The organism is Paenibacillus sp. FSL P4-0127 (assembly GCF_038007325.1).
Taxonomy (GTDB): domain Bacteria; phylum Bacillota; class Bacilli; order Paenibacillales; family Paenibacillaceae; genus Fontibacillus; species Fontibacillus macerans.
This window is the reverse complement of sequence record NZ_JBBOWY010000001.1, coordinates 2,585,012-2,610,051: the sequence shown is the minus strand read 5'-3', so window position 1 is coordinate 2,610,051 and position 25,040 is coordinate 2,585,012. Positions and strand designations below refer to the sequence as shown.

Below are 25,040 nucleotides of genomic sequence, written 5' to 3'. Positions count from 1 at the left end.
CGCTCGACTTATGTCGTCCATGACATCAAAATACCGATATTTAAAAAAGCCCTGGCACTTGATTGTGCCAGGGCTTTGCAGCTGCGTTCCGTACGGTCTTCGCCGCTTAGGCTTCAACCGTAGCCGCTACCGGAGCGGTTTCTACAGGGTAGACGCTCACTTTCTTGCGATCGCGACCCCAACGCTCGAATTTCACAACGCCGTCGACTTTGGCGAACAGCGTATCGTCGGAACCGATGCCTACGTTCGTTCCCGGATGAATTTTCGTACCGCGTTGACGAACGAGGATGCTTCCGCCCGTCACGACTTGACCGTCAGCACGTTTCACGCCAAGGCGTTTCGCGATGCTGTCGCGTCCGTTTTTCGTGGAGCCTACGCCCTTCTTCGAAGCGAACAACTGGAGATCCAATTTCAACATTGTAGTCTACCTCCTTCTTTAAATGATGACGTCCTGTATCTGAATATACTTCCCGTATGATTCTTCGATACTCTTCAGCATAACGACAAGGGAAGCAAGCAGCAATTGCACCTGTTCCTCGGCTTCCGGCCGAACCACGGAAGGAAGATTCGCGCTGAGAAAGCCGTTCTTCATCCGGGAATCCATCACGACCGCCGTCAGCTCCTCAATGGAGTTGACCGTACCTACGGTAACCGCCGATACGCCGGCGCATACGATGTCCTCCCCGGCCTTCGCGTAGCCGGCATGGCCTTCCACTTCAAAGCCTGCAATGCCGTTATCCTGCCTGCGCAAAATGGAGACGATAATCAATTACCGCACCTTCTTACGCCTGGATTTTCTCGATCGTTACTTTCGTGTACGGCTGGCGATGACCTTGTTTTTTGTGGTAGTTCTTTTTCGGTTTGTATTTGTAAACGACCACTTTTTGGCCTTTGCCGTGTTTTTCGACTTTCGCCGTAACAGTAGCGCCGGATACGAGCGGAGTTCCCGCCACCAAACCTTCGCCTTTGGATACTGCCAATACACGGTCGAACGTTACGCTCGTGCCGTCCTCTGCGTTCAATTTCTCGATGTAAAGCACATCGCCTTCTTGAACACGGTATTGTTTACCGCCGGTTTCGATAATTGCGTACATTTGCTTGCACCTCCTCATGTCTCAGACTCGCCTGATTCAGGTGCCGCCGTCCGAAGGAAAGCGGACTTGTCGACCCGACCGGAGCGGTTACAGCATGTGCACAAGACTGTACTTAGTGACACATACCTTACTATAATAGCATGTGATGCGAACAATATCAATTTGTTTTTCAGCCAAGATCATAACGAATTTTCCGCACGAATCCTTTTTCGCGTCATCTCCAACAGTCCGAGCCGCGTCCAGCCCAAAATATGATGCTGCGTCCGGTCGCCATACATCGATTCCTCCAGCCGCTCCCAAACGGCCGCACGATGCTCATCGCGGTCCATGTCGATGAAATCGATGATAATGATCCCGCCGGTGTCCCGCAGACGGACAAGCCGGGCGATTTCCTGGGCCGCCTCCAAATTCGTCCGATACACCGTGTCTTCCAAATCGGCGCCCCCGATGTATTTCCCCGTATTCACATCGATGACAGTTAGAGCTTCGGTCGTGTCCCAAACGAGATAACCTCCGCCGGGCAGCCAAACTTTCCGCTGGAAATCCTTGTCAAGCTGCGGCTTGACCCCGTAATGCTCAAACAGAGGCGGTTCGCCTTCGTATACGATGATCCGCGGCGATTCTCCGGGCAGCATTTTGCGCAAAAAAGCCAGCGCTTCGTCGGCCTGTTCCGGACAATCCACAATGAGCTCGTCCGTTTCCGGGCTGTAGACATCTCGCATCAACCGCTGCACGACGCTTAAATCCTGATGCAGCAAAGCGGGAGCCACAGCGTCCCCGGCTTCCTGCAGGATCGAGGTCCACTGCCCCCGCAGCAGGTCCAGGTCTTCACCGATTACCTCGCCGGCTTCGTCCTCGGCCACCGTCCGCAGAATGAGTCCTTCCTCCTCTTTCCTTAGTTCCTCGCCAACCGTTTTCAGCCGGAATCTTTCTTCCTCGCGGCCGATTTTTTTGGAAACGGCGACGTAACCGGCGGTCGGCATATAAACCAGCCAGCGTCCGGGCAAGGAATAATGGGTCGTCACTCGCGCCCCCTTATTGCCGATCGCTTCTTTTACGACCTGAACGACCAGCTCGTGGCCGGGCTTCAACAGCTCGGTAATGGCCGGCTTCGGTTTTGGCTGTTTTTCCAAATGCGGATGAAGCACGTCATCAATATACAGAAACGCGTTTTTTTTCTGTCCTATATCCACAAAAGCGGCCTGCATGCCGGGAATGACATTAACGACTTTTCCTTTAATAAAGCTGCCGACCAGTCCTCTGTTCTGAGAACGCTCCGCCGCATACTCCACCAGCTTGCCGTTTTCCAGAAGCGCCACCTCGGTAGAGCCGGATCCGCAGTGAACAATCATCCTTTTCATGATCTCACCTTTCTAACGTTCTAGCAGAATCATACCTGTATCATTATATCAAAGAATCATTCAGCCGCGCTGAGACTAAAGATTCTTTAATCTTAAAAAGGAGGAAATGACGCGCTGTTCCGGTACAACGGCAACGATATTCCCTTGATGATTCATGACGTATATAAAATGGTATTTTTCCCGTTTAAATAGACGCAAGATATGGTCCAAAGGTTTCGCTTTTTCGGCAACAATCGGCTGGGCTAAAGTCCCGTTCATCAGATGCCTGGAAAAGCTCCGGTCCCGGTTCACGAGAAAGCGCAAAAACCGGTAAGGAATGTTCCGGTAATCGACGGCATTCGAATAGAACAAAAAAATGCCGATCATCAGCATGTTAAGCTGCGGTCCTTCCTTAAGCAGCAGGAGCGGCAGCAGCGCGTAGGCGATCAGCATGGCGCTGAACAGCAGGCTGATGCGGTGCGACCAGACCAGCGTGGCGTGGTAAGGAAGCAGGAGGCTGCAGAGGGCTTGGCTGATTTTTCCGCCGTCCAGCGGCAATATCGGCAGCAAATTGAATAAAGCGATCAATATATTGCTTTGGATAAAATAGTCCAGAAAAGGCCCGTCCCACAAACCGGCCGCGTGCAGGAGCAAAGACGCGAGGATGAGCAGCGCGTTTTGCAAGGGCCCCGCCAAGGCGATGGCGATTTCCCGCCCGGCCGTCAGGTCTCCCGCATCCTCCATGACGGCAACGCCGCCGAAAGGAAGCATTTGCACGGACAGCACGCGGATTCCGTACATTCGCGCCGCGGTCACGTGGCCGAGCTCATGGATAAAAACGATCGCGAACAAGGAAAGAAGCTCCAAGAAATGACCGGTCAATACCGACATGAGCATAATGATGACAAACAGGGGATGAAAGGAAATCGTCATTCCGCTCCATTTAATCAAACGGGATCACATCCGCCGGATCAATATACCGGTCATCTTTTTGCAGTGCAAAATAGAGGGTAGGAAGCGGCGGTACCGTTCCCGTTGGAAGCGTGCCGACGATATCGCCCCCTTCCAGCCAATCCCCTTGTTCGACGGCAACCTGCTCCAGGCGGCCGTAGACGGAGATGAATCCATCGGCATGCTGGACCGTGACGGTCTCGCCCGTCGCCGGATCCCGGGTTACGCTGAGAACCCGGCCGGTTCCTATGCTTTTTACCTGAACCACCCCGTTCTCCGCCCGCTCGGGAATAATTTCCACCCCCTTCAAGCTGAGCGCAAACGAGCCGGCAGGGCTCCCGGAGACAGGAGCAACGAATCCGCTCGCTGCCCCGACCTTAACCCCGTTGTCTTCATGGTGCTTAAAAATCGGAATAAACGACGGCGCGCCGCCGAAATAACGTTCATACCAGGCTTCTGCCGCCGAAAAATCCATCTCCACGGTAAGCGATTGCGCGACAAACGCCCGAATCGGAAGCGACCAGGAAGGTTCGTACCGTTCTATTCCCCAAATTCCCAGAAACAGCAGCGCGCTGATCACAAGCCGAGCAAACATCGTCGTCCAAAAAGAAGAACGGCCCCCTGCAGGGGACGGAGGGTCCTCTTTGCCGCCAAAACCGCCGTAAAGCTCCTCCCAGCGCCCTTGCCCGCGTTTCCACAGCAATTCGGGATCGCGTTCGGGGCCGAATCCTGAAGTCCCGGTTGTCCCGGTTGTCCCGGTTGTCCCGGTTGTTCCGATTGTTCCGGTTGTTCCGGTTTCGCCGCTCTGCGGATGTCCTCCAGGACGGGCTCCTGCTTTGCCTCCCATCGAGCCCCCCGGCCCAAGCCGTGCCGTGCTGTAACTGCCGGAGTCCCGTCCCCCATCCGGGAGGAGAGGACCGGCCTCCATCGTCAGCTGTCTAATCCGCTCCGCTCTCCGTTTTTTCACATTTGATTTCACGTCCATCTCTTCAGTCCCCCCGGTCAAGTCAGGCGTTTCGTTGGGTGGCGTCCCCGAACCGCAGTAGCCCGCTCGAAATATCTGGTACTAGTATTTTTATGAAGGGCTTGGCCGGAATATGAACAAGAGACTATACGAAACGCAAAAGTGCAGGCGGTTCTTGTCGAAACCTAGCGAAACAGGCGGTTCAAATGCAGAAGTGCATTTCATATCCAGTCAAAGGATGCTTTTTTAGCGGAAGGCCGTAAATAAGATGCACTTTTGCATTTCGCCAGCTCGAAAATGGGGTTTGGGCGGAAATTCAAATGCATTTTTGCAGTTGATTATTCACTCCAGGGCGTGCACAGCAAAAAAACCGGCGCCAGGCACCGGTTTGTTCACTCCACCTTATACTTTTCCTGATGCAGCATAATGCTGAACACCAGCCCGATACACAGCATGTTGATCAACAGCGAGGTCCCCCCGTAGCTGATAAACGGCAGCGTAATGCCGGTAATCGGCATCAGACCGATCATCATGCCGACGTTTTCGAAGATTTGGAACAGGAACATCGCCACGATCCCGACGATGATATAGGCTCCTCTTTTGTCGATGCAGCGCAGCGCGATGAGGATCATCCTGTAAATAAACAAAAAATAAAGCAACAGCAGCAGCGAAGAACCCAGGAAACCGAACTCCTCGCCCACCACGACAAAAATCGAATCCGAGTAAGGATAGGGCACGAACTTTTTGTTCTTCAGTTCGCCCTTCATGTACCCGTCGCCGAGCAATCCCCCGGAACCGATGGCGATCTTGGCATAGTTCGATTGGTGTTTGTCGTCGTTTGAAGCCTGGTCCGGATTGATAAACGTATTGATCCGCTGGTACCAATGCACCTTCTTATGGCTTTCCAAATAATCGCGGATCTGTTCATTGTAGGCGTTAAACAGCGTCACAAACACAATCAAGGCCGCAACGGCGGCCGTCAGGGCGATCAGCACGTGGCTGTATTTTGCATTGCCGATCCACAGCATGCCAACCAATACCACCAGATAGATAATCGCGTTGCCGAGGTCCGGCTGAATAAGCACCAGAAAAAATGGGACCAGCGAGATTACTGAAATCGGCACGATATCGCCGCGGAAGCGTAAGGCCTGACCCTGCCTCTGGCCAAGCAGATACGCCGTGACCAGAATCAGGATGACCTTAACCAGCTCGGCCGGCTGAAACAGCAGGCTGCCGATCCGAAACCAGCTTCGCGCCCCGTTGATTTCCGGCGCAAGCAAATACACCAAAATAAGCAGCAGACAACCTGCCCCGTAACCATACCAACTGTAACGAAGCAGGAAACGATAATCGACCAGCGCCATCCCGAACACGACAATAAAGCCGAGGATATAAAAAATAACGGTTCTTAAATCATAGCCTTGAAATTCCGAATCGTACGGAGCAATGGCACTGCGGACCAAGAGGGTGCTGAATACCATGAACAAGGCCAAAATTCCGACCATCACCCAGTCCAGCTTTTTCAGTTTAAACAACAACGGAGATCAACCCATTCCGAAAAACTTCTTGAAGCGCGTAAATACGCCCTTCTTTTGATCGAGCAGCATCAGGGGCACCGTATCTCCCAAAATGCGCCGCGCGATGTTGCGATAGGCGATGGCCGCCGTCGAATCGGGGTTCATGACCGTCGGTTCGCCGCTGTTGGCCGCTTTGATGACTTTCTCGTCATCCGGTACGATGCCGATCAGATCGATGTTCAGCACCTGCAAAATCCCTTCGATATCCAGCATATCCCCGGCCTTCATCATGTTCACCTTGATCCGGTTGACGATGAGCTTGGGCGCGCCGATATGCGAATTTTCCAGCAGGCCGATAATCCGGTCCGCGTCGCGGACGGCGGCGTGCTCCGGCGTCGTCACCACGATCGCCTGATCCGCTCCGGCAATCGCGTTTTTGAAGCCCTGCTCAATGCCGGCCGGGCAGTCGATAATGACGTATTCGAAGTCCTTCTTCAGCTCAAGCACGATGTCTTTAACCTGCTCGGGCGAGATGGCGTTTTTGTCTTTCGTCTGGGCGGCAGGCAGCATGTACAGCTCGTCGAACCGCTTGTCCTTCACTAGTGCCTGGTTCAACCGGCAGCGGCCTTCGGCTACGTCGATCAAATCGTAGATGATCCGGTTCTCCAGCCCCATGACCACGTCCAAATTGCGCAGCCCGATGTCCGTATCGACCAGACACACTTTTTTGCCCAGCAGCGCCAGCGCGGTTCCGATATTGGCCGAGGTCGTCGTTTTGCCGACGCCGCCTTTGCCGGACGTAATTACGATAGCTTCTCCCATCATTCACACCCCTTTAAACACGTTAAAATCCGGTCTGATCCGGGTCATATTGACGATTTTGTCGATTTGCATTTTCCCGTCCCGCAAAAAAGCGAACTCCATACTCGTCTCCCGGTTTTCCCATTCGTCCGGAGGCCGGCTGATCGTTTCGGCGATCCTCAGCTGCGTAGGGGCCAAAAAGGAAGCGGCGATAACCGCTTTCTCGTTGCCGGTAAAGCCGGCGTGGGCCATCCCCCGCAGGGCGCCGAGGATCAAAATGTCTCCGGTAGCGCAAATCGTCCCGCCGGGATTTACGTCTCCGATAAACAGCAAATTCCCGTCATGGTGAAGCACCTGCCCCGACCGGACGATCCCGGCGAGCGTCTTCACCGCGTTTTCGTCTTTTTCCTGTGCGATCGCGGGCATTTCGATGGAACGGACAAGCAAATTGCCTTTTTGCTTCAATATATCAAGAATCATTTCTTTCTGATCTTCGGTAACGAGCCTCATGCCAAGCTTCACGTCCACGTGGATGATCGGCCCCGTCAAAATATGCTGATGGCTAAACTCCAATTTATAGCGGAGTTCCTCCAGAAGACTTGAGAAATCGCACTTGTCGTCCAGCAGGAAAACCAGGCCATCCTTGATTCCTTTGATCGTCACGTGGTTCGATTTCACCGTCATTAGCCTGTCCCTCCCTCCTAATCAATTCGTGCAGGAGCGGAAAAGTTCCTGCTTGGGCGGCAAGGAAAAGTACGCGGGCGTCAAGCCTTCTCCTCGGGGGAACGCCGTTTGGCCATTAGTTCGAGCTGCTTGCGCAGGGGGACGTAAATCGCCAGCGCAAACAGGAACTGAACGAACAGATTGGGAATGATATGGTTCTGGAGCGCCCAGGTATACGGCCGATGCGTTAATTCGAACAGGGAATAAGTGCCGAACAGAATGGAATCAAACAGCAGGCTGCCGAAGATTACGATAATCATCATAAGCGGCATAGGCGCCCGCTGCGAACGGGATAAAAGGCCCATCAAATAGCACGACAATCCCATGGCGAAGGAATACGCCCCGATCAGTGCCCCGTAATAAACGACATCGTGAAGCAGCCCGAAAATGAGCCCCATAACCATTCCCGCATGCCGATGGTCATACACCGAAATGAACAAAAGGCAGATATAAACCAAATGGGGGACGATCCGCGCATGCCATGGGCCGGGAATCAGCCAAGGCACGATGGTTCCTTCCACGATAAACAAAACGAAGAGCAGCAGGATCAAAATATACTTTCGTTTATTCACTTGCCTTCACCTTCCGGCATTTCCGGCATTTCCGGCGTGAACACGACGAACAGCTCCTTCCAGTCGGTAAAGCTGGCCGCCGGCTTAACGGTCGCCGTATATGTCAGGCCGTATTCGCCAACCTGAATCTCCTTCACCGTGCCGATGATCATGCCGCGGGGAAAAGCGCCGCCGACGCCCGAAGATACGATAAGATCCTCTTTTTTAAGCGGAGTCCCGTCCTCAATCCGGGTCATGAGAAACATGCCTTTCTCCTTGTCATATGTCTCAATCATCCCGAACACGTCGTTTTCTTTACCTTGCGCCGTCACGGCGATTCCGTTCGAATTCGGGTCTTTGGCGTCCATCGAAGTCGCCAGCCTTACGGTGGAAGTAAAGTTACTCACACGGCTGATTACGCCGACCAGCCCTTGATCCGAGTGAACAGCCATCCCTTCTTTAACGCCTTCGCGGGCGCCGATATCCAATACGATCGTGTTGTTCACCGGATCATCGTTGACACTGATAACATGGGCGATTTTCCAGTCATAGTTGTAAAGCTCTTTTTGCGCATTTGTAAAATCGAGTTCTTTCTGTAACCGCTTGTTCTCTTGATCAATCCAGTTATAAGTTGCCTTATCCCGGGTATAATGGGCTAATGCAATTTTAAGCTGCTCGTTTTCTTCCTGCAGCGCGCGCAGGTTCGCGATATCTTCAAACAAGCCCGCTATGTAGCTAGCGGGCTTGTAGAACACGTATTGCACGAAGCCAACCGTGTCTTTGACGAATTTTTCCGGCCAGGACAAGGAGGTTCTCGGCCCCAGCGTAAAACCCATAACCGCAATAAACAAAATAAGTCCCATGAGCAAAATAAACAATCTTTTATTGCCTAGCAGCTTAAACAGTTTCAGCACCCTCCAACCTTACGTTTTCTTGATTAAAACGGCATAGGCCGCCCAATTTTACAAGGACGGCGCCGCTTCGTGATAAGGGGTGTTTGCATCGTTATGGCGATGGATCAGCGTCTGGAGCGAAGAGCGGAGCTGCTCTTGGATTTGAACAAGTGGATGTTGTCCAAAGCGCGGCCTGTGCCGATCGCTACACAATCCAGCGGATTTTCGGCCACGATGACGGGCATTCCCGTTTCTCCGGCCAGCAGTTTGTCCAGATTGCGGAGCAAGGCGCCGCCGCCGGTTAACACGATACCCCGATCCATAATATCGGCGGCAAGCTCCGGCGGGCATTTCTCAAGCGTAACCTTGACGGCTTCGACAATCGCGCCGACCGTATCGCCGAGCGCTTCGGAGATTTCGTCCGAGGTGATCGTGATCGTCTTCGGAAGCCCGCTCACAAGATCGCGACCGCGAATTTCCATCGTCTCCACCTGCTCGAGGGGCATAGCCGAACCGATGTCCATCTTCAGTTGTTCCGCGGTTCTTTCCCCGATCATTAAATTATATTGACGTTTGATGTATTGGATGATCGCTTCATCCATTTCATCCCCGGCCACACGCACCGATTTGCTCGTGACGATGCCGCCGAGCGAAATAACCGCCACTTCGGTCGTGCCTCCGCCGATATCGACCACCATGCTCCCGGTCGGTTCCCAAACCGGCAGATCGGCCCCGATCGCCGCGGCAAAAGGCTCCTCGATCGTATAGGCTTCGCGGGCTCCGGCCTGCTTCGTCGCGTCCTCGACGGCGCGCTGCTCAACCGCCGTAATTCCCGACGGCACGCAAACCATTACATTCGGATGGCGTTGGAACAGCGAACGCTGCTTCTGCGCCTGGTTGATAAAGTATTTAATCATCGTCGCCGTCGTATCGAAATCGGCGATAACCCCGTCTTTCATCGGTCGAATCGCCCGAATGTTGCCGGGTGTCCGGCCGATCATCTTTTTGGCGGATTCACCGACGGCGACGATATTTTTCGTGTCGGTATGTATCGCCACTACCGAAGGTTCTCTTACGATAATTCCTTTACCGCGCGTATAAACGAGCGTGTTCGCCGTCCCCAAATCGATTCCCAAGTCTTTCGTAAAGCCACCCAACATGCTGTTTTCTTCCTTTCCTTCTGTATCTAAACTATTATATTACATCAAGCCCTGCTCCTTCAAACTGACAAATTTTCCATCTCCGATAACGATATGATCCAGCACGTCGATGCCTACGATCTCTCCGGCTTCGCAAAGCCGGTTGGTCATCCGGATATCCTCGGCGCTCGGGGTCGGATCGCCGCTCGGGTGATTGTGTGCGCAGACGACCGAGGCGCTGCCGCATTTGATCGCGGCGCGAAACACCTCGCGCGGATGAACGATGGAAGCGTTAAGGCTTCCGATGGAAAGCGTCTCTTGAGCAATGATATGATTTTTCGTATTCAAAAAAAGACAAACAAAATGTTCCTTCTGCAAATAACGCATCTGTTCCATCAGCAGCTCCGCCGCAATATGCGGGCTGCGGATCGTTTCGGACTCCGGCAGCCTTGATTTGGCCAGCCGCCGTCCCAGTTCGATGCCCGCTTTAAGCTCGATCGCTTTCGCCGGGCCAATTCCCTTGAGTTGGACCATTTCGTCCAAGCTAAGATCAACAAGACCGCGAATGCCGCCGATTTCCGACAACACGCGCTGGGCCATGTGAATCGCCGATTCGCTGCGCGTGCCCGTTCGAAGCAATATCGCCAGCAGTTCCGCGTTGCTGAGCGCTCCCGGGCCAAACTCCATCATGCGTTCTCTTGGCCGTTCCTCCATGGGAAGGTCCCGGAGCATGTAAGAAGTGGATTTCATGCATAATCCCTCGCTTCCGATAGTTTATAAGCTAAGCCCGGGATTTCCCGGGCATGGCTTCAAAGCGTCTCGCGGAAGGATATGCTTTACCACTTCCAGGCGGCCTTTCGGCAAGAGTACGGTTGACCGCCGATCTCATTTAAATAAGTGTTCAAAAAGTCAGGTTTTCAGCACCGAAGCGTATGCTTCCGAAGTGCGTTTTTTCAAAACGCTTTAGGTCGGATGAAGCTAGAGACGTAAGGAGCGGAGCTAAACGTTTTCGGAGAAAACGGCTTCGAAAGCATAGGCTTGTGGGGGTACGTGAGCACCGGAAATGTTTCCGCGAGGAAACATGCTTCGGAAGCATATGCTTAGGCCCGGCCGAATTCAAGATTCGATGCCGAATACGCTCCATGTTCTTGCTTCGTGATCAAAAACTGACTTTTTAAACTTCCTCATGAAGTACGCGAATACCGAAATCCGCCAGCATGTTTACTAGCAAAGATAAAGGTAAACCAACGACATTAAAGTAGCATCCCTCAATGCCGGTCACGATCGTGGCCCCCAGGCCTTGAATGGCGTAAGCCCCGGCTTTGTCCAGACCTTCCCCGCTACGGGCGTAGGCTTGGATCTCCGCTTCGGTCAACGCCTTCATCGTCACCAGGGTCGAACGGTATTCGACCTTCCTTCTGCCGGTTAAACCGTCCACGCAAGCCACGCCGGTAAATACGGTATGGCTGCGGCCCTGCAGGGAATGCAGCATCTCGGCCGCCTCGGCTTCATCCTTGGGCTTGCCAAGAACAGCCCCGTCGCGGACGACGATCGTGTCACTTCCGACAATCACCGCATCCCGTTCGGACGATTCCAGCGCATGATAAACCGCATCCGCCTTTCGGCCGGCAAGCTCCATAACGATTTGCTCCGGAGCCCATTCCGGCGGCGTCGATTCGTCCGCATGGCTGGGTACGACTTGAAACGGGATTTGCAAGGAAGAGATCAATTCACGCCTGCGGGGTGATGTGGAAGCGAGAATAATCCGGCGTAATTGTGCGGTTTCCAATAGCGGACTCTCCTTCAAGGTTTCACAGGGCGGGGACAATCGACAACTTCCCGTTGTCAACCTCGCCATTTTTTGACACTTCCTTATTATAAGATTATTTCATGCTCAATACAAACAGAAAAAAGGCAGGGGAAAGTATTTCCATCCCTCGCCTCGAAAATGCTTCAGCGGTTCTCCCCAGGGTTTACGCCGTGAATGATAACCTGTTCCGCCATGATGAAGCGCATCATCTCGTTTTGCACTTCCCAAAGCAGCGTTTTCGCTCCGCTTTTATTGAATTCTCCCAGGGCTTCGACCGCCCCGTTCATCGCCTTTTCCATCTCCCCGGCATAAGTTTCCAGAGCCGCCGGCCATTTGCCCCGCACCGCGGCCGCGCTCTCAGTCCAGGATTGGTGCATGCGGCCCAATTGCCTAACCTCCTCGTCGCTAAGCGGCTGCGGACTCGCTTCGCTCAGCAAGGATGCCGACGCGGTGCTCAGCAAACGCACGAGCTCGGCGCTTTGCGCCATATACCCTTCGAGCGCTTCCCGGTCGCCCGCAAACTCCGCGCTGGCTGTAGCGGGCAGAGCCACCTCATGCAAAATCAGGTGTACGCCGGCAGCTTTCAATTGGCCGCTCAGCAGTTTGGATTGTTCCCGGTCCGTCGATACGCCCGCGTAGACCCTCTTCTCATCAACCGTATCGCGCGCGGCCGCCAGCCCGGAAGCCTGCAGTTCCTCCTGCGCCAGCTGCACCCCTTGGGCCGTGCTGAACACCCCGTATTGGAGAAAATAATACGTCTGCTCCGGAAGCGCAAAGCTGATCCGAGGAAGCGATTCCTCTATTTTCTCTTCCTCCGCTCCGGTTTGGGCCATCGCCGGAACGCTGGCCGTCTGATCGGCCGCGCTTTGCTCCGGCGTGCCGATCCCTGGCAGCGGGAGCTGCATTTCCTGGTTAAACAGGGACAATACGACATAGCCGAATAAAGCGCCGGTAATGATCGCTCCGGTTAAGGAGCCCGCCACCTTCCAGCCGGACGATCTTGGGGGGCGGGTGTAATAGGGCGTGTCCTCATACCGAGGGCCCCATGGATCGTCACCGTCTTCCCGTATGTTGTATGGCTCCGCCGCCTCTCCTCGCTCAAAATCGTCCGCTTCCCTCAGCAAATCGCCCTTGGCCCGCCCCCCCGGAAAAACCGTCAATCCCATGCCGGTATGATCGGTAAAAGGGTCGCCCCACGAATCCACGGTCTCCACCGCGCGGTATCGGGCAGGTCTCTCCGGCGGTACGACCTCGGGTTCTTTGTCCCATAGCGCATCCTCTGTCGGCGCATCTTCTGTTAACGTATCCCTTGTTGGCATATCTCTTGTTGGCATATCTCTTGTTGGCGTATCTATTGCCGGGAGTTCAACCGTATGCCGCCACGCGGCCCCATCGGTTTTTGCATTGTCTTGATCCGGGAGTACGGCACGAACCTCCCGCCCGTTTTGGTCAAACCGGAATGTCATTTTCGCTTTGTTCACGGTCCGCACGCTCCTTGTCCATTCATCTATCCTACTTTATGAGAAAAGAAAGAATGATATGCCTTGGAGTTTGCTAAGACCTCCGTGGATCAAGTCAAGAAAAACCGCCGCCGATAATTCTTTGTCCGAAGAGTGTTTGACGTTTCGGCACGAGGCGGTGCTCTCATTGTATTGATGCCGAATAAATAGCTCCAAAAAGCCAGTTAGCCTGAGAATCTACTGCGAAAAAAATAGGAGCAAAAAATGCCGTTATTCCGGCGATATCAGTCATCTGAGAAATAGTGGGGATTTTTATCGCTATTTCCCTCGTGGCAAGAAAATTCCCGCTTTCCGGACCATTCTCAACCATTCACAGGAAAATAAGTACATAAATTGTCCTTATTCCAGCGATACCAGTACATTTGGGAGAAATAGAAGCATTTTATGCCGCTATATTCCCTCGTCGCAAAGAAATACCCGTTTTTCGGTCCATTTATTAGGAAATAAGGACACAAAATGCCGCTAATGGAGATAACATGCCTGGCCCCGCACAATAAGTATATAAAATGCCGCTATTTTGATGGCCGACGGTCGATCGTTCCAGTAAGCTCATTCCAGCAATTCCATAATGTAAAAATGCTCCCCTAAGGGAGCACTTCTAGTGTTTTACGGTATTGCATGATGTTCCGCTTGGCCCAGCTTGGCCGTTAGCTGGACAATCCTTTGGCCAGCTCGTAGCCAACCTTATAAATATCCCCGGCGCCCATCGTGAGCACCAGATCGCCGGGTTGCAGCCGGCCCTGCAGATCCTCAAGCACGTCCTGCTTCGTCGGCAGGTAGCGGGCACCGGAGTTGCTGTTCTCCTTGATCAATTCCACCAGCTTCGCGGAATGCACCCCTTCAATCTGCTTCTCCCCGGCCGGGGAGTAGATGTCGGTGATGATCACTTCATCCGCGTCGCCAAACGCCCGGCTGAACGCATCGAGCAGGAAGAAGGTCCGCGTATAGCGCTGCGGCTGAAAGACGGCGATAATCCGTTTGCCCGTCGCTTTGGCCGCCGCGATCGTGGCCTGAATCTCCGTTGGATGGTGGGCGTAATCGTCGATGATGAGGATGCCGTCCATTTCCCCCAGCACCTGAAAACGCCGCTTCGCCCCATGGAATTTCTGCAGCGCCTCGGTAATATCCGCGAACGGAATCCCCGCTTCCAGGCAGACGATGATTGTAGCCATCGCATTATACGCATTATGCCGGCCAGGAACGGACAATTCGACCGTGCCCAACTCCTCGCTGCCGCGTCTCATCTTGAACGTGACACAGCGATCGCCCAGCTCAATGTCATGGGCCGAATAATCGCAGTCCGTTTCGATGCCGTAAGTGATCATGCCGCACGAAAGGCTTGGCATCAGCTCCTGCACATTCCGGTCATCGCCGCAAACGACCGCCCTGCCTCCCGGTTTGATCTGGTTCAGAAATTGAACATATGCTTCCTTAAGACGGCCGAAATCGCCGCCGTAATTTTCCAAATGGTCGGCCTCAATGTTGGTCACAACGCCAATCCAAGGATGATACTGCAGGAAGGAGCCATCGCTCTCGTCCGCTTCGGCGACGACGAACTTGCCCTGCCCCGCTTTGGCGTTCGTACCGACATCCATCAGTTCGCCGCCGATAATGTAAGTGGGGTCCGCCCCGCAACTCTCCATCACCAGCGCAATCATCGACGAGGTCGTCGTTTTGCCGTGCGTCCCGGCAACCGCGATCCCGCTCCGTTCATTCAGCAGCCGGGCGAGCATTTGCGAGCGATGCAGGATCGGGATTCCCTGCTCCTGCGCTTCGACCCGCTCCACGTTGTCCTGCGGCAGCGCCGTCGAGTAGACGACCAGGTCTGCTCCGTGCACCTGCTCGGCCGTATGGCCGATATAGATTTTCGCTCCTTTGGCGGCGAGCTTCTCCGTTAACTCCTGGGCTGCGACATCCGATCCGGTGACGGTATAGCCCATTTCCAGCATGACGCGGGCAATGGCGCTCATACCATAGCCGCCGATGCCGATAAAATGTACATGTTGTTCCGTAGTATTTAACAAAATGGTCACCAGCCTTTTTCAGAATCGGTTTGATGCAAAAGGGCCGCCCGCACGTCCGAAATCAAATACAACGTGCCCGTCACTACCCCAAGATCCTCCCGTTCCGTCCGTGACTCCAAAAGCGAAAGGGCCTTTTTCCAGTCACGTTCCACGATGATTTCCAACTCCGCTTTCGCTTCCGATCCCTTAAGTTCGGTCACGAGCTCATTTAACGCGTCGGCATCCATTTTTCGGCGAAAATCGGGCTCGGTCAGAATAAGCGTATCCACTATTGGTAATATATGCTTGAAGTAGCCGAGATGATGCTTGTTGGCTAACATCCCCATCATCATATGCAGCTTGCGGTAGCGGTAAACTTCCGGAAGGCTTTTCGCCAGCGCCTCCGCGCCTTCCGGATTATGGGCTCCATCCAGCACGATGCGCGGCTCTTCCTTTACCAGCTCAAGACGTCCCGCCCAAAAAGCGGTGCGAAAGCCGTCCAACAGCGGCTCGTCTTCCAAAATGAAGGCCAGGTACTGCCGCAGCACTTCGAGGACCATCATCACCCCGGCCGCATTTTTGCATTGATGCTCCCCCTGCATGCCGATGGCGATGTCCAGCTCGCGAAATGGGCCGCAGAAACGCACGGTTTGCGCAGCCGCCCCGACATCCAGACGCTCAAACTTGAACTGTTCGCCAAGCAAATATAGATTCGCCCGCTTGCCAAGGGCCGTTTCCCTCAGCACGGCAATCGCTTCCGGCTGCTCCACGCAGCTTACCACCGGAACCCCGGGTTTGATGATGCCCGCCTTCTCGCGGGCGATCTGCTCGATGGTATCGCCAAGCACGTCCATATGATCATAACCGATATTCGTAATCAGCGAAACAATCGGCGTGACGATATTGGTAACATCCATCCTTCCCCCAAGGCCGGTCTCCCATACCACGACATCAGGATAACAGACCTCGGCGAAATAAAGGATCGCAATGGCCGTGCTGACCTCAAACATCGTCGGCGAGCCGAGCTCGGTTTCGGCAATTTCCCGCACGAGCGGCAACACCCGGCGCGCCAGCTCAAGGAGCGTCTCTTCGGGAATATCCGCTTCGTCATATTGAAAACGGTTCGTAAATTTCGTGATATAAGGGGACGTAAACGTCCCGACATGGTATCCGCATTCGCGCAGCGTCCGGGTGAGAAAAGCGCAGGACGAACCTTTGCCGTTTGTCCCGGCGACATGTATAAATTTCAGTCTCCGCTCGGGATTTCCCAAACGCTCCATCATCAGCTCGATGCGTTCCAGTCCCGGGCGGATTCCGAACGGAATCAGCCCGTTTATCCAGTCGACCGCTTCTTCATAGCTGCCCAGCGCAAGCGGCCGTATATCTTCGTCTGTAAGATCCCCCATGGTCTTCACCTTCATTTTGAATTAGTTTGCCTATATAAGCTGAACGAACTATTGATTGTACGGATCAGGGCAGCCGTGTGAAATGTTCTTACGATCGCTGCCCGCCCCAGATTTCTATGATTAAGTAGATTCATACATAGTAGAAATCTGGTCACAAAGGCGACCACTGCCGTTTCTAGAATCATTTCACACTCTTGCCTAACCTTCACATTTCATTAGTTCAACTTATATAGCCCTAGCCCTTCAGTTCCTCGATCCGGGCCAGCACCTTATCGCGTTTTTCGGCATAATCGGCCATTTTGGCGCGTTCCTCTTCGATGACTTTTGCCGGCGCTTTGGATACGAACCCTTCGTTGGCGAGCTTCTTCTCCACCCGTTCCACTTCCTTGTTCAGGTGATCGAGCTCTTTGTTCAAACGTTCGATTTCCTGCTGAATATCAATCAGCCCGGACAGCGGCAAATACAGGTCTGCTCCGGTCACGACGGCGGTCATCGCCTTGCCGGGTACGGCCGCGGTCAAGGACGCTTCGTATTCCGAAGTGTTGCAGAACCGGCGGATATAATGTTCGTTGCGGGCGATCACTTCGAGCGTTTCGGAACTGCCGGGCTTAACCACAAGTTCGATCTTTTTGCTCATCGGCACGTTCACTTCGGCGCGGATATTGCGCACGGCGCGAATGATGTCGATCAGCAGATTCATTTCTTGAACGGCGTCCGGAGCTTCCAGAGCCGGATCGTACTCAGGCCATGCAGCCAGCGTAATCGTCTCGCCTTTATGCGGCAAATGCTGCCATATTTCCTCGGAAATAAACGGCATGAACGGATGGATCATCCGCAGCGTACGATCCAGCACAAAGGCCAGCACGCCTTGCGTTTTCCGCTTAGCCGCGGCATCTTCGCCGTAAAGGGACAGCTTGGCGAATTCGATGTACCAGTCGCAAAGATCGTCCCAAATAAAATTATACAGCAGGCGTCCGGTTTCCCCGAACTCGTATGCATCGATCAAACGGGTAATCTCTTTGGCCGTCTCGTTGAAACGGTGCAAAATCCAGCGATCGGCCGTCGCCAATTCTCCGCTGATATCGATATCTTCGTAAGCCACGCCGTCCAGATTCATCAAAGCGAACCGGGAGGCGTTCCAGATTTTGTTCGCGAAATTGCGCGCCTGTTCGACGCGTTCCCAACGGAAGCGCAAATCCTGCCCCGGCGTGCTGCTTGTCGAAATCATGTAGCGCATCGCATCCGCGCCGTATTTCTCGATCACTTCGAGCGGATCGACGCCGTTGCCCAGCGATTTGGACATTTTCCGCCCTTCGCTGTCGCGCACGAGCCCGTGAATAAGCACGTCCTTAAACGGAATTTCGCCTTTAAATTCGAGCGACGTAAAAATCATCCGCGCTACCCAGAAATAGATGATGTCGTATCCGGTCACAAGCACATCGGTCGGGAAATACCGCTTCAGGTCCTCGCTGGATTCGTCCGGCCAGCCCAGCGTCGAAAACGGCCACAAGGCCGAGCTGAACCACGTGTCGAGCACGTCCTCGTCCTGCTTCAGATCGTCGCGGCCAAGTTTGGCGCGGGCTTCCTCCTCGCTGCGGGCCACGACCATCTCGCCCGTCGCCTCGCAGTACCAGGCCGGAATCCGGTGCCCCCACCACAGCTGACGGGAAATACACCAGTCGCGTACGTTTTCGATCCAGTGCAAATAAATTTTTTCGAAGCGGTCCGGTACGAAATTGACGCCTTTCCCGGATTTTTGCGCGGCGATGGCCGCTTCCGCGAGAGGTTTCATTTTCACGAACCACTGCGTCGACAAATACGGCTCGACCACCGCGCCCGTACGTTCGCTGTGTCCGACCTGATGCACGTGATCCTCGATTTTGACGAGAACGCCGAGTTCCTGCAAGTCCTTAACGATTTGCTTGCGGCATTCGCTGCGGTCCAGCCCCTGGTATTTGCCGGCTTCCCCATTCATCGTGCCGCTTTCGTCCATGACGCTTATTTGCGGCAGATTATGGCGGAGACCTACCTCGAAGTCGTTCGGGTCATGCGCCGGTGTAATTTTAACCGCGCCGCTGCCGAACTCCTTCTCGACATATTCATCCGCGATAATCGGGATTTCCCGGCCGACGATCGGCAGGCGCAGCGTTTTGCCGACCAGCTGCCGGTACCGTTCGTCCTCCGGATGGACCGCTACGGCCGTATCGCCGAGCATCGTCTCCGGACGCGTAGTCGCTACGGTGATGAAGCCGCTGCCGTCGCTGAGCGGATACTGCAGGTGATATAGGTGTCCGTTAACTTCTTTATATTCAACCTCGATGTCGGACAGCGCGGTGCGCGCGGCCGGATCCCAGTTGATGATATATTTGCCGCGGTAGATCAAGCCTTTTTCGTACAGCTTCACGAACACTTCGCGAACTGCTTGGGAAAGCCCCTCGTCCAGTGTAAAGCGCTCGCGCGAATAGTCAAGCGAAAAGCCCATTTTCGCCCATTGCTCGTGGATCGTGGCGGCGTATTGGTCCTTCCATTCCCAGACGCGTTCCAGGAACTTCTCGCGCCCCAAATCGTAACGGCTGACGCCTTGCTCGCGTAGTTTTTGCTCCACTTTCGTTTGCGTGGCGATCCCCGCATGGTCCGATCCCGGCAGCCATAATGCGTCATAACCCTGCATCCGTTTTGTCCGGATCAAAATATCCTGCAGCGTGAAATCCAGCGCATGGCCGATATGCAGCATGCCGGTCACGTTTGGCGGCGGGATTACGATCGTGTACGGCTGCGCGTCCTGACGCTGGCCGGCTTTGAAAAAGCCCCCCTCCATCCAATAACGGTACCACTTCTGTTCGGCCGATTTCGGGTCGTACGTCGTTGGCATTTCCGTTTGACTTTGTTGACCTTGGTTTTCCGTCATACCATTCAACCTCCGTTACAAATAAGCATCGCCTTCGCTTGCCGAAGATAATCCGCGTCCCATGAGACCGCGAGTATTCCCGGCAGCTTCCTGCAAAGCGCCCTTTGCGGCGGGACCTCGCTTTCTTCGGACCTTCGCCGCAAAAAACAAAAAAAGCCTTTCGTCTCAAAGGACGAAAGGCTTTACTTTCGCGGTACCACCTTTGTTTCGCGGCATTCAACCTTCCTTCGCCGGCCCCATTGATCCGGCAAAAAAGTTGACTCCGCGACACTCAAGCAGATAACGGCTGCTACCGGTCCGTTCTAACGGCTATCTCCGCTCAAACGGACGACTCCCGGGCGACTTCGGCCAGCTAACATCCTGCGGAATCTTTCAGCGTGTGGGTTCCGCTCTCTGAAGGGTTCACTGCCCTACTCTTCCCATTCCAAGTCGTTGACGCAATCATTTTGCTTGAATCTATATTATCATAACTTGGAAACCCGCGGGAGTCAATATTTAGCCCTGCATAACGGATCAAACGCCTACGGAATGTACAAAATTTGCCCTTCGGCCAAGTGGTTTTCGGACAGGCGATTGTACAACTGCAGTTCGCGGGAGCTCAGGTGATAGCGCTCAGCGATGTCATCCAGCGTTTCTTCCCGCTGTACGATCACCAGCTTGACCTTGCGGAACGGGGTTTGTTCCTCGCCTCCGTGAACAAAAAGATTTTTCCACAAGAGCTCCTCGCCATCGCCAATCTCCGCCTCGTCAGACGCCGCCGGGGAATACGCCGCTTGCGACTGCAGATCGTTCTGCGGCCGCGAAGAAATCAGTTTCTTGAGGCCAAAAGGCTCGCTTTCTTTTTCTTCGGTGCTTTTTTTGCTGCCTAGCGCGATCTTCAGTTCTTTTTTCTCCTCCTGGTGCTGCAGCAAAGAATTTTCCGCTTCGGCCTGCGCCAGACTTTCCGACAACACGTTTTCCGGTTCCTGGACGGCCTCGGCTGCGGCTTTATCCGGCCCGGCCGCAGCTTTTTCCTCTACGGCTTCGGAGAACGAAGGAAAGGCAGCTTCTTGCGGTTCCGCCTCGCTTGCCGCTACGTTTGCCGGCTCGTTTTCCGGCGCTTCGAAATGCAGCGGTTCTTTTTTCGCTTCCTTTTTGGCGGCGTCGATTTTTGCGGCTTCGCTTTTCACCGGTTCTTTTTCGGCGGCTTGGACGGGGGCGGCTTCGGGTTTCGCCGGTTCGCTCAAACGGTCCGCGGATTCCGGCTCGATAAAGGGGAGCATTTCCTGTTTGAACCATGCGTCATTAAACTGCTCAAACTCCGTTTGCTGCAGTATGCCTTGAACCGGGAGGGCGTATTCCTTGTCCGTCCACGGCCCGGCAGACGGTTCTGCGCTTTCCTCCTCCAACCATAGAGAGGTCGGCTCCGGCTCTGGCTCGGGGGCCGGCTTCGGTTTCGGCTCGTCCGGGCTCCGCTTCTCTTTCAGCGCTTCCTCCGGAAACGCCTGCCATTCCGTAAGTTTCGGGACTTCGGGTTCGAAACGGATCTCTTCTTGCTCCGCAAAAGAGAGGCCGCCCGCCTCCTCCTCGGGACTAACGCCCGGAACGACGTGTGCGGTCGTAAATTCCCGATCCTTCCAGCTATCGGCTTCCACCGCCAGCGAAGATGTCTCGACGCCCTTGAGCGACAAGACGCCGGTAATGTTCAAGCTGCGCGCGCTAAGCAGATCCACATCGAAGTTTTCAATTTCCACCGTGATATCCTCCAACCGGTTCACCCGGCTGAGCGGAATCGTAATTTCTACGGGGATCCAATGCTCCAGGCTGCGGGTCTCTCCTCCCCCCCGATACAAACCGGCCAGTAGCAAATGACCTCTTAATGAAGCATAGTCCTGTCCGGGAATGACCTGAATTTTCGGGAAAAGTTCAATTTCCTCCAGCTCTTCAATGCCGATCACATCTTCCGATAAATGAACGCGCTCGTAAATATCGAAACGAAGACCATAGGATTGATCAGCCAAAACGCTACCTCCTTTCAGCATATCCAAACATGATTCAGCATGCATATGTCATGATCCAAATCATCCTCGTTTTATCTATATGCCTTCGAAAAAGAGTGCATGCCAGCTTTTTGCTACCCGCGGTTTCTGCTCCTGGCCGCATTCATTAGCGTGTACTGCCCCTCACTGACCGCCCGAAAAACTCTTTTTGCCTGTTAACCTATAGAGTACGGGAATCAAGGCCAGCCCGATTGCGGCTACGGCCGTTATGCTAACCGCCTGTTCCGCCGTGAATCCTGCCTTGAAGTTATGAAGCACGGGATTAAACCATTGAAACACCCGCGAGACAATCCAGTACCGGGCAAACGTTTGAGATGCTTCCGGAAGCACGCTGACGCCGATAAATCCTCCGGTTCCGAAAAAGGTTGCGATCGACAACACGATGACGGTCGGTTGCAGCACCCGGTAATTTTTCAAAACATGAGCCAACCATAGCCCGGCGCAAGCGCAAGCGATCATCACCGGAATCATCATCAGATAAACCTGAAGCAGCGGCGAGGTGTATATTTTCATTTTAAAGGCGAAAACCGCAAGCAACAAGGAAGGGATCGAACAGATAACGGCGGTGGTTACGGCCGCAGCTACATTCCCCAGACCAGCCAACCATAACGGCTGCGGGGTCAGAAGGATTTCCTTCTTCGTTCTGTTCTCGTTTTCAAAAGCATGCAGATTGCCCGCCGTTATCGTCGCCCCCATAAAGAGAGAAAGCAGCAGGCAGCTTCCGGCGATGTAAGATACTCTCCAAACATCATGCGGTTTTTCCGTGATCAGTTTCGGCACTACTCTGAGACCGCCGTTTAAAGCCAACTCATCCAAAATACTGTGCTCCAATCGCAGCCGTACATTTTTCATCATATCGCTATTGATGTTAAACGTCTCAATATAAACGTCTTTTGATTTCGCGTAGTCGGAAGGGATCCGTATCAGCAGTTGCAGGCGTCCTTCTCTGACTTTGGCTCTCGCTTTCTCCAAATCCCTCTCCACCACATTGTAATACTTCGTTATATTGGAATGACTTTGCTCAATGCTCCGCACAAGGGACTTCGATTCCGCGTTATTGGCCTCATCGACTAGCCCTACAGGCCACTGATCGCCCCCCGCTCCCATAATAACCGCCGTCAGGTACATTAAAATCAGCGGCAGTAGTATAGGAGCGATGATTAGCTGTTTCTGCCTGCTTAAAATCTTCAAATTACGTACAAACATTCCGACTGCCGCATATAAAGAAGTTTTCATTTTTCTAAGCCGCCTCTCCTACTGTCCTTGAGAATAAGACAAGTTTCTCTTTAACCGGAACACCGCCATGAAAACGAACAGCGCCGTGAGCGCAAGCATGAACAGCAAACCCTTAAACTCATACGCTGCCGCAGATGCAAGAAAGGTACTCCGCATATTTTCCACCACATCGGAAACCGGAATCCGGCTCGATAATCGCCACAACCATTCGACCGGTCCGCCGTAAGCGAACCCGCGAATGGAGGATTCATTGCCGCAAACCAAATAGAGAAAAATTCCAATCACGGCGGACAGAGTGATGATCGGCATCGACTTGCGCAGCCACACCCCGAGCATACTGCCGACCGCTCCGCCGAACAGGAACAACAGGGCAATCCAAAACCACAAAACGGGGGCCATTCGGGTAACCGGAAAAGACAGCGTAACACTCATAATCCCCAATACGAACAGGACGCTGATGAGCGTCTGCAAAAAGGCGGTAATCCATTTTCCCAGTACAAAAGGAAGAAAGCCGATGGAAGTAAGCACGATTTCCTTGCTCGTCCTTTCCTCCCATTCCCGCGCAATGAGCATTCCGGTATTGACCATGGATGTATACGATACGGCGAACATGAGCAGCCCGATGGAAATGTACAGTTTCATCGACACGTCCCGGGGAAACTTCGCGTATTGCTGGACGATCTCGATGTTATGTTCCGGGGCCGTTGCCTGTTGAAACAGATAGATGGCGTGCGACAACCGGATTTGAAAGTTTTTGGTGGCGTCCGAGTTGATATTATGAACATAGAGTTTAACTTCCGGAGCCGAGGTTCGCTGCTTGAGATCTTGGTCAAAAGCCGCCGGGATCTCGATCAGCGCTTCCGCTTCCCCGTTTTCATACCGCCGGAAAGCTTCGTCCGGGTCGGTCGTTTGGACAATAAAGTAGGGTCCGTCGACCGAACTCATGTCCGTCAACATCCGCACAAACCGGTCGCTGAACTCCCCTTCCGATTCCCGGGCGATCACGACGGGATTGGTAGCGGACACTTGAGTAATCAACGAATAAAGAAAAACGAATACAACGGGCACGATAATGCTAAGTACCATTAACGAAGGATTCCTCCAGGTCATTTTGAGATCCTTCCAAACGATCGCCTTGGTTCCTTTCAACATGGCTTTGCCCTCCGATCAGTTCCTTAATTGGCGTCCGGTAAAATGCAGAAAGACGTCGTTTAATGTCGGTTCCTTCCACTCAAAGCTGATGAGCCCGTCGTTCTCGGCATCAAACGATTTCAACATGCGCAGAGCGGTCTTTTTATCGGCAACGTTGACCAGCACCTTATTCGCTTCGAGCACCGCCGAGCATTTTCCGCCCAGCCGCACAAAGGTAGTCCGGGCATCATTTTCCCGTTCGAAAATCAATGCCATGGAATTATCGGTGATCCTCTCTTTCAACTGCTGTGGTGAACCGGAAGCCACGACGCTTCCCCGATCGATAATAACAATCCGGTCAGCCAGCGAATCCGCTTCCTCCATGTAATTTGTAGTCAAAAATACGGTTTTGCCTTCCCCGGTCAACTCCCGGATGCGGGTCCATATCGAGTTCCGCGACTGAACGTCAACGCCTAAGGTGGGCTCATCAAGCAAAATCAGATCGGGCGAGGTCAGAAGGGCCCGGGCTAACGCGAGCCGCCGCTGCATTCCCCCCGAATACGTTCCCACACGGTCATTCTGCCTTTCGCTCAGGCCGACCAATTCCAGCAGCTTGCCGATTTGCGAGGTCCACATCCGTTTTTCGATCCCGTAATACTGAGCGTGAAACAGCAGATTTTCTTTGGCCGTCAGATCATTGTACAGTGCAGTCTCCTGGGGGACGACGGACAGTTTGCGGCGGACGGTCCGCATCTCTTTCGCGGGATCGAGCCCAAACACTCGGACGTCCCCCCGGGTCGGCCGGGAGAGTCCATTGATGAGATTAATGGTCGTCGTCTTGCCGGAACCGTTCGGACCGAGCAAGCAGAAAACTTCACCCTGATTAACTTCAATGGATAACTGCTCCAGGGCGTAGAAGCGCTCCCGATTTTTTCGGGGATAGGACATTTCGACATGATTCAATGCAACAATACTCACAAAAGCTCATCCTTTCCATTTTACTTACTAAGTACT

The 25,040-nt window shown here is 53.7% G+C and carries 22 protein-coding genes and 2 other annotated features; all 22 genes read right to left on the bottom strand.

The genetic code is table 11. The annotated features are described in order from the left end of the window. Positions 1 to 106 precede the first annotated feature (106 nt). Positions 107 to 418 carry a 50S ribosomal protein L27 gene (gene rpmA, locus NYE74_RS11720; RefSeq protein ID WP_036620517.1) on the bottom strand — a complete coding sequence of 104 codons (312 nt, stop codon included), beginning with the start codon at positions 416 to 418 and terminating at the stop codon, positions 107 to 109. Between the two features lie 18 nt (positions 419 to 436). Then, on the bottom strand, positions 437 to 769 hold the full coding sequence (locus NYE74_RS11715) for a ribosomal-processing cysteine protease Prp (RefSeq protein WP_155621230.1): 333 nt from the start codon (positions 767 to 769) through the stop codon (positions 437 to 439). A 13-nt stretch (positions 770 to 782) separates the two neighbouring features. After that, positions 783 to 1,094, bottom strand: coding sequence for a 50S ribosomal protein L21 (gene rplU / locus NYE74_RS11710; protein WP_124333129.1), 312 nt, complete (start codon positions 1,092 to 1,094; stop codon positions 783 to 785). A gap of 13 nt (positions 1,095 to 1,107) precedes the next feature. Further along, positions 1,108 to 1,193, bottom strand: a sequence feature (ribosomal protein L21 leader region). An 80-nt stretch (positions 1,194 to 1,273) separates the two neighbouring features. Continuing rightward, positions 1,274 to 2,455, bottom strand: a complete 1,182-nt coding sequence (locus tag NYE74_RS11705) for an Rne/Rng family ribonuclease (protein WP_124333128.1) — start codon at positions 2,453 to 2,455, stop codon at positions 1,274 to 1,276. Between the two features lie 75 nt (positions 2,456 to 2,530). Next, positions 2,531 to 3,385, bottom strand: a complete 855-nt coding sequence (locus tag NYE74_RS11700) for a M50 family metallopeptidase (protein WP_340929032.1) — start codon at positions 3,383 to 3,385, stop codon at positions 2,531 to 2,533. Continuing rightward, positions 3,378 to 4,370, bottom strand: coding sequence for a M23 family metallopeptidase (locus tag NYE74_RS11695; protein ID WP_341004805.1), 993 nt, complete (start codon positions 4,368 to 4,370; stop codon positions 3,378 to 3,380). Before NYE74_RS11695 ends, NYE74_RS11700 begins: the two co-directional genes overlap by 8 nt. Before the next feature lie 371 nt (positions 4,371 to 4,741). Continuing rightward, positions 4,742 to 5,887, bottom strand: a complete 1,146-nt coding sequence (locus NYE74_RS11690; RefSeq protein WP_036620507.1) for an FtsW/RodA/SpoVE family cell cycle protein — start codon at positions 5,885 to 5,887, stop codon at positions 4,742 to 4,744. A 6-nt stretch (positions 5,888 to 5,893) separates the two neighbouring features. Next, positions 5,894 to 6,688, bottom strand: a complete 795-nt coding sequence (gene minD / locus NYE74_RS11685) for a septum site-determining protein MinD (RefSeq protein ID WP_036620505.1) — start codon at positions 6,686 to 6,688, stop codon at positions 5,894 to 5,896. A 3-nt stretch (positions 6,689 to 6,691) separates the two neighbouring features. Beyond that, the gene (minC, locus tag NYE74_RS11680; protein WP_340929038.1) at positions 6,692 to 7,351 is read right to left on the bottom strand and encodes a septum site-determining protein MinC; all 660 of its coding nucleotides are present in this window, start codon (positions 7,349 to 7,351) and stop codon (positions 6,692 to 6,694) included. 80 nt (positions 7,352 to 7,431) lie between these two features. Further along, the gene (gene mreD / locus NYE74_RS11675; protein ID WP_340929040.1) at positions 7,432 to 7,962 is read right to left on the bottom strand and encodes a rod shape-determining protein MreD; all 531 of its coding nucleotides are present in this window, start codon (positions 7,960 to 7,962) and stop codon (positions 7,432 to 7,434) included. Then, entirely contained in the window at positions 7,959 to 8,855 is an 897-nt protein-coding gene (mreC, locus tag NYE74_RS11670) for a rod shape-determining protein MreC (protein ID WP_340929041.1), read from the bottom strand. The genes mreD and mreC overlap by 4 nt, the downstream gene beginning before the upstream one ends. 104 nt (positions 8,856 to 8,959) lie before the next feature. Next, the gene (locus NYE74_RS11665; protein ID WP_036620496.1) at positions 8,960 to 9,994 is read right to left on the bottom strand and encodes a rod shape-determining protein; all 1,035 of its coding nucleotides are present in this window, start codon (positions 9,992 to 9,994) and stop codon (positions 8,960 to 8,962) included. Positions 9,995 to 10,033: 39 nt separating this feature from the next. Next, entirely contained in the window at positions 10,034 to 10,723 is a 690-nt protein-coding gene (gene radC, locus NYE74_RS11660; protein ID WP_340929043.1) for a RadC family protein, read from the bottom strand. Between the two features lie 424 nt (positions 10,724 to 11,147). Continuing rightward, positions 11,148 to 11,762, bottom strand: a complete 615-nt coding sequence (locus NYE74_RS11655; RefSeq protein WP_340929044.1) for a Maf family protein — start codon at positions 11,760 to 11,762, stop codon at positions 11,148 to 11,150. A 164-nt stretch (positions 11,763 to 11,926) separates the two neighbouring features. Continuing rightward, a complete protein-coding gene (locus NYE74_RS11650) occupies positions 11,927 to 13,264 on the bottom strand; it encodes an SPOR domain-containing protein (RefSeq protein ID WP_340929045.1) in 1,338 nt (445 codons plus the stop codon). A 686-nt stretch (positions 13,265 to 13,950) separates the two neighbouring features. Continuing rightward, positions 13,951 to 15,273: a UDP-N-acetylmuramate--L-alanine ligase gene (murC, locus tag NYE74_RS11645; RefSeq protein WP_340930559.1), complete on the bottom strand. Its 1,323-nt coding sequence runs from the start codon at positions 15,271 to 15,273 to the stop codon at positions 13,951 to 13,953. 59 nt (positions 15,274 to 15,332) lie between these two features. Then, the gene (locus NYE74_RS11640) at positions 15,333 to 16,712 is read right to left on the bottom strand and encodes a bifunctional folylpolyglutamate synthase/dihydrofolate synthase (protein ID WP_341004804.1); all 1,380 of its coding nucleotides are present in this window, start codon (positions 16,710 to 16,712) and stop codon (positions 15,333 to 15,335) included. Positions 16,713 to 16,947: 235 nt separating this feature from the next. Beyond that, positions 16,948 to 19,620, bottom strand: a complete 2,673-nt coding sequence (locus NYE74_RS11635) for a valine--tRNA ligase (protein WP_340929050.1) — start codon at positions 19,618 to 19,620, stop codon at positions 16,948 to 16,950. 165 nt (positions 19,621 to 19,785) lie between these two features. Next, positions 19,786 to 20,056 (bottom strand) — a binding site (T-box leader). Between the two features lie 85 nt (positions 20,057 to 20,141). Next, the gene (locus NYE74_RS11630) at positions 20,142 to 21,620 is read right to left on the bottom strand and encodes a LysM peptidoglycan-binding domain-containing protein (protein ID WP_340929052.1); all 1,479 of its coding nucleotides are present in this window, start codon (positions 21,618 to 21,620) and stop codon (positions 20,142 to 20,144) included. Between the two features lie 162 nt (positions 21,621 to 21,782). Beyond that, a complete protein-coding gene (locus tag NYE74_RS11625) occupies positions 21,783 to 22,895 on the bottom strand; it encodes an ABC transporter permease (RefSeq protein WP_124333122.1) in 1,113 nt (370 codons plus the stop codon). 18 nt (positions 22,896 to 22,913) lie between these two features. Then, positions 22,914 to 24,047 (bottom strand): ABC transporter permease, encoded by a 1,134-nt coding sequence (locus NYE74_RS11620; protein ID WP_124333121.1) that lies wholly within the window; start codon positions 24,045 to 24,047, stop codon positions 22,914 to 22,916. Positions 24,048 to 24,062: 15 nt separating this feature from the next. Beyond that, positions 24,063 to 25,004, bottom strand: a complete 942-nt coding sequence (locus NYE74_RS11615; RefSeq protein WP_115311360.1) for an ABC transporter ATP-binding protein — start codon at positions 25,002 to 25,004, stop codon at positions 24,063 to 24,065. Between the last annotated feature and the right edge of the window lie 36 nt (positions 25,005 to 25,040).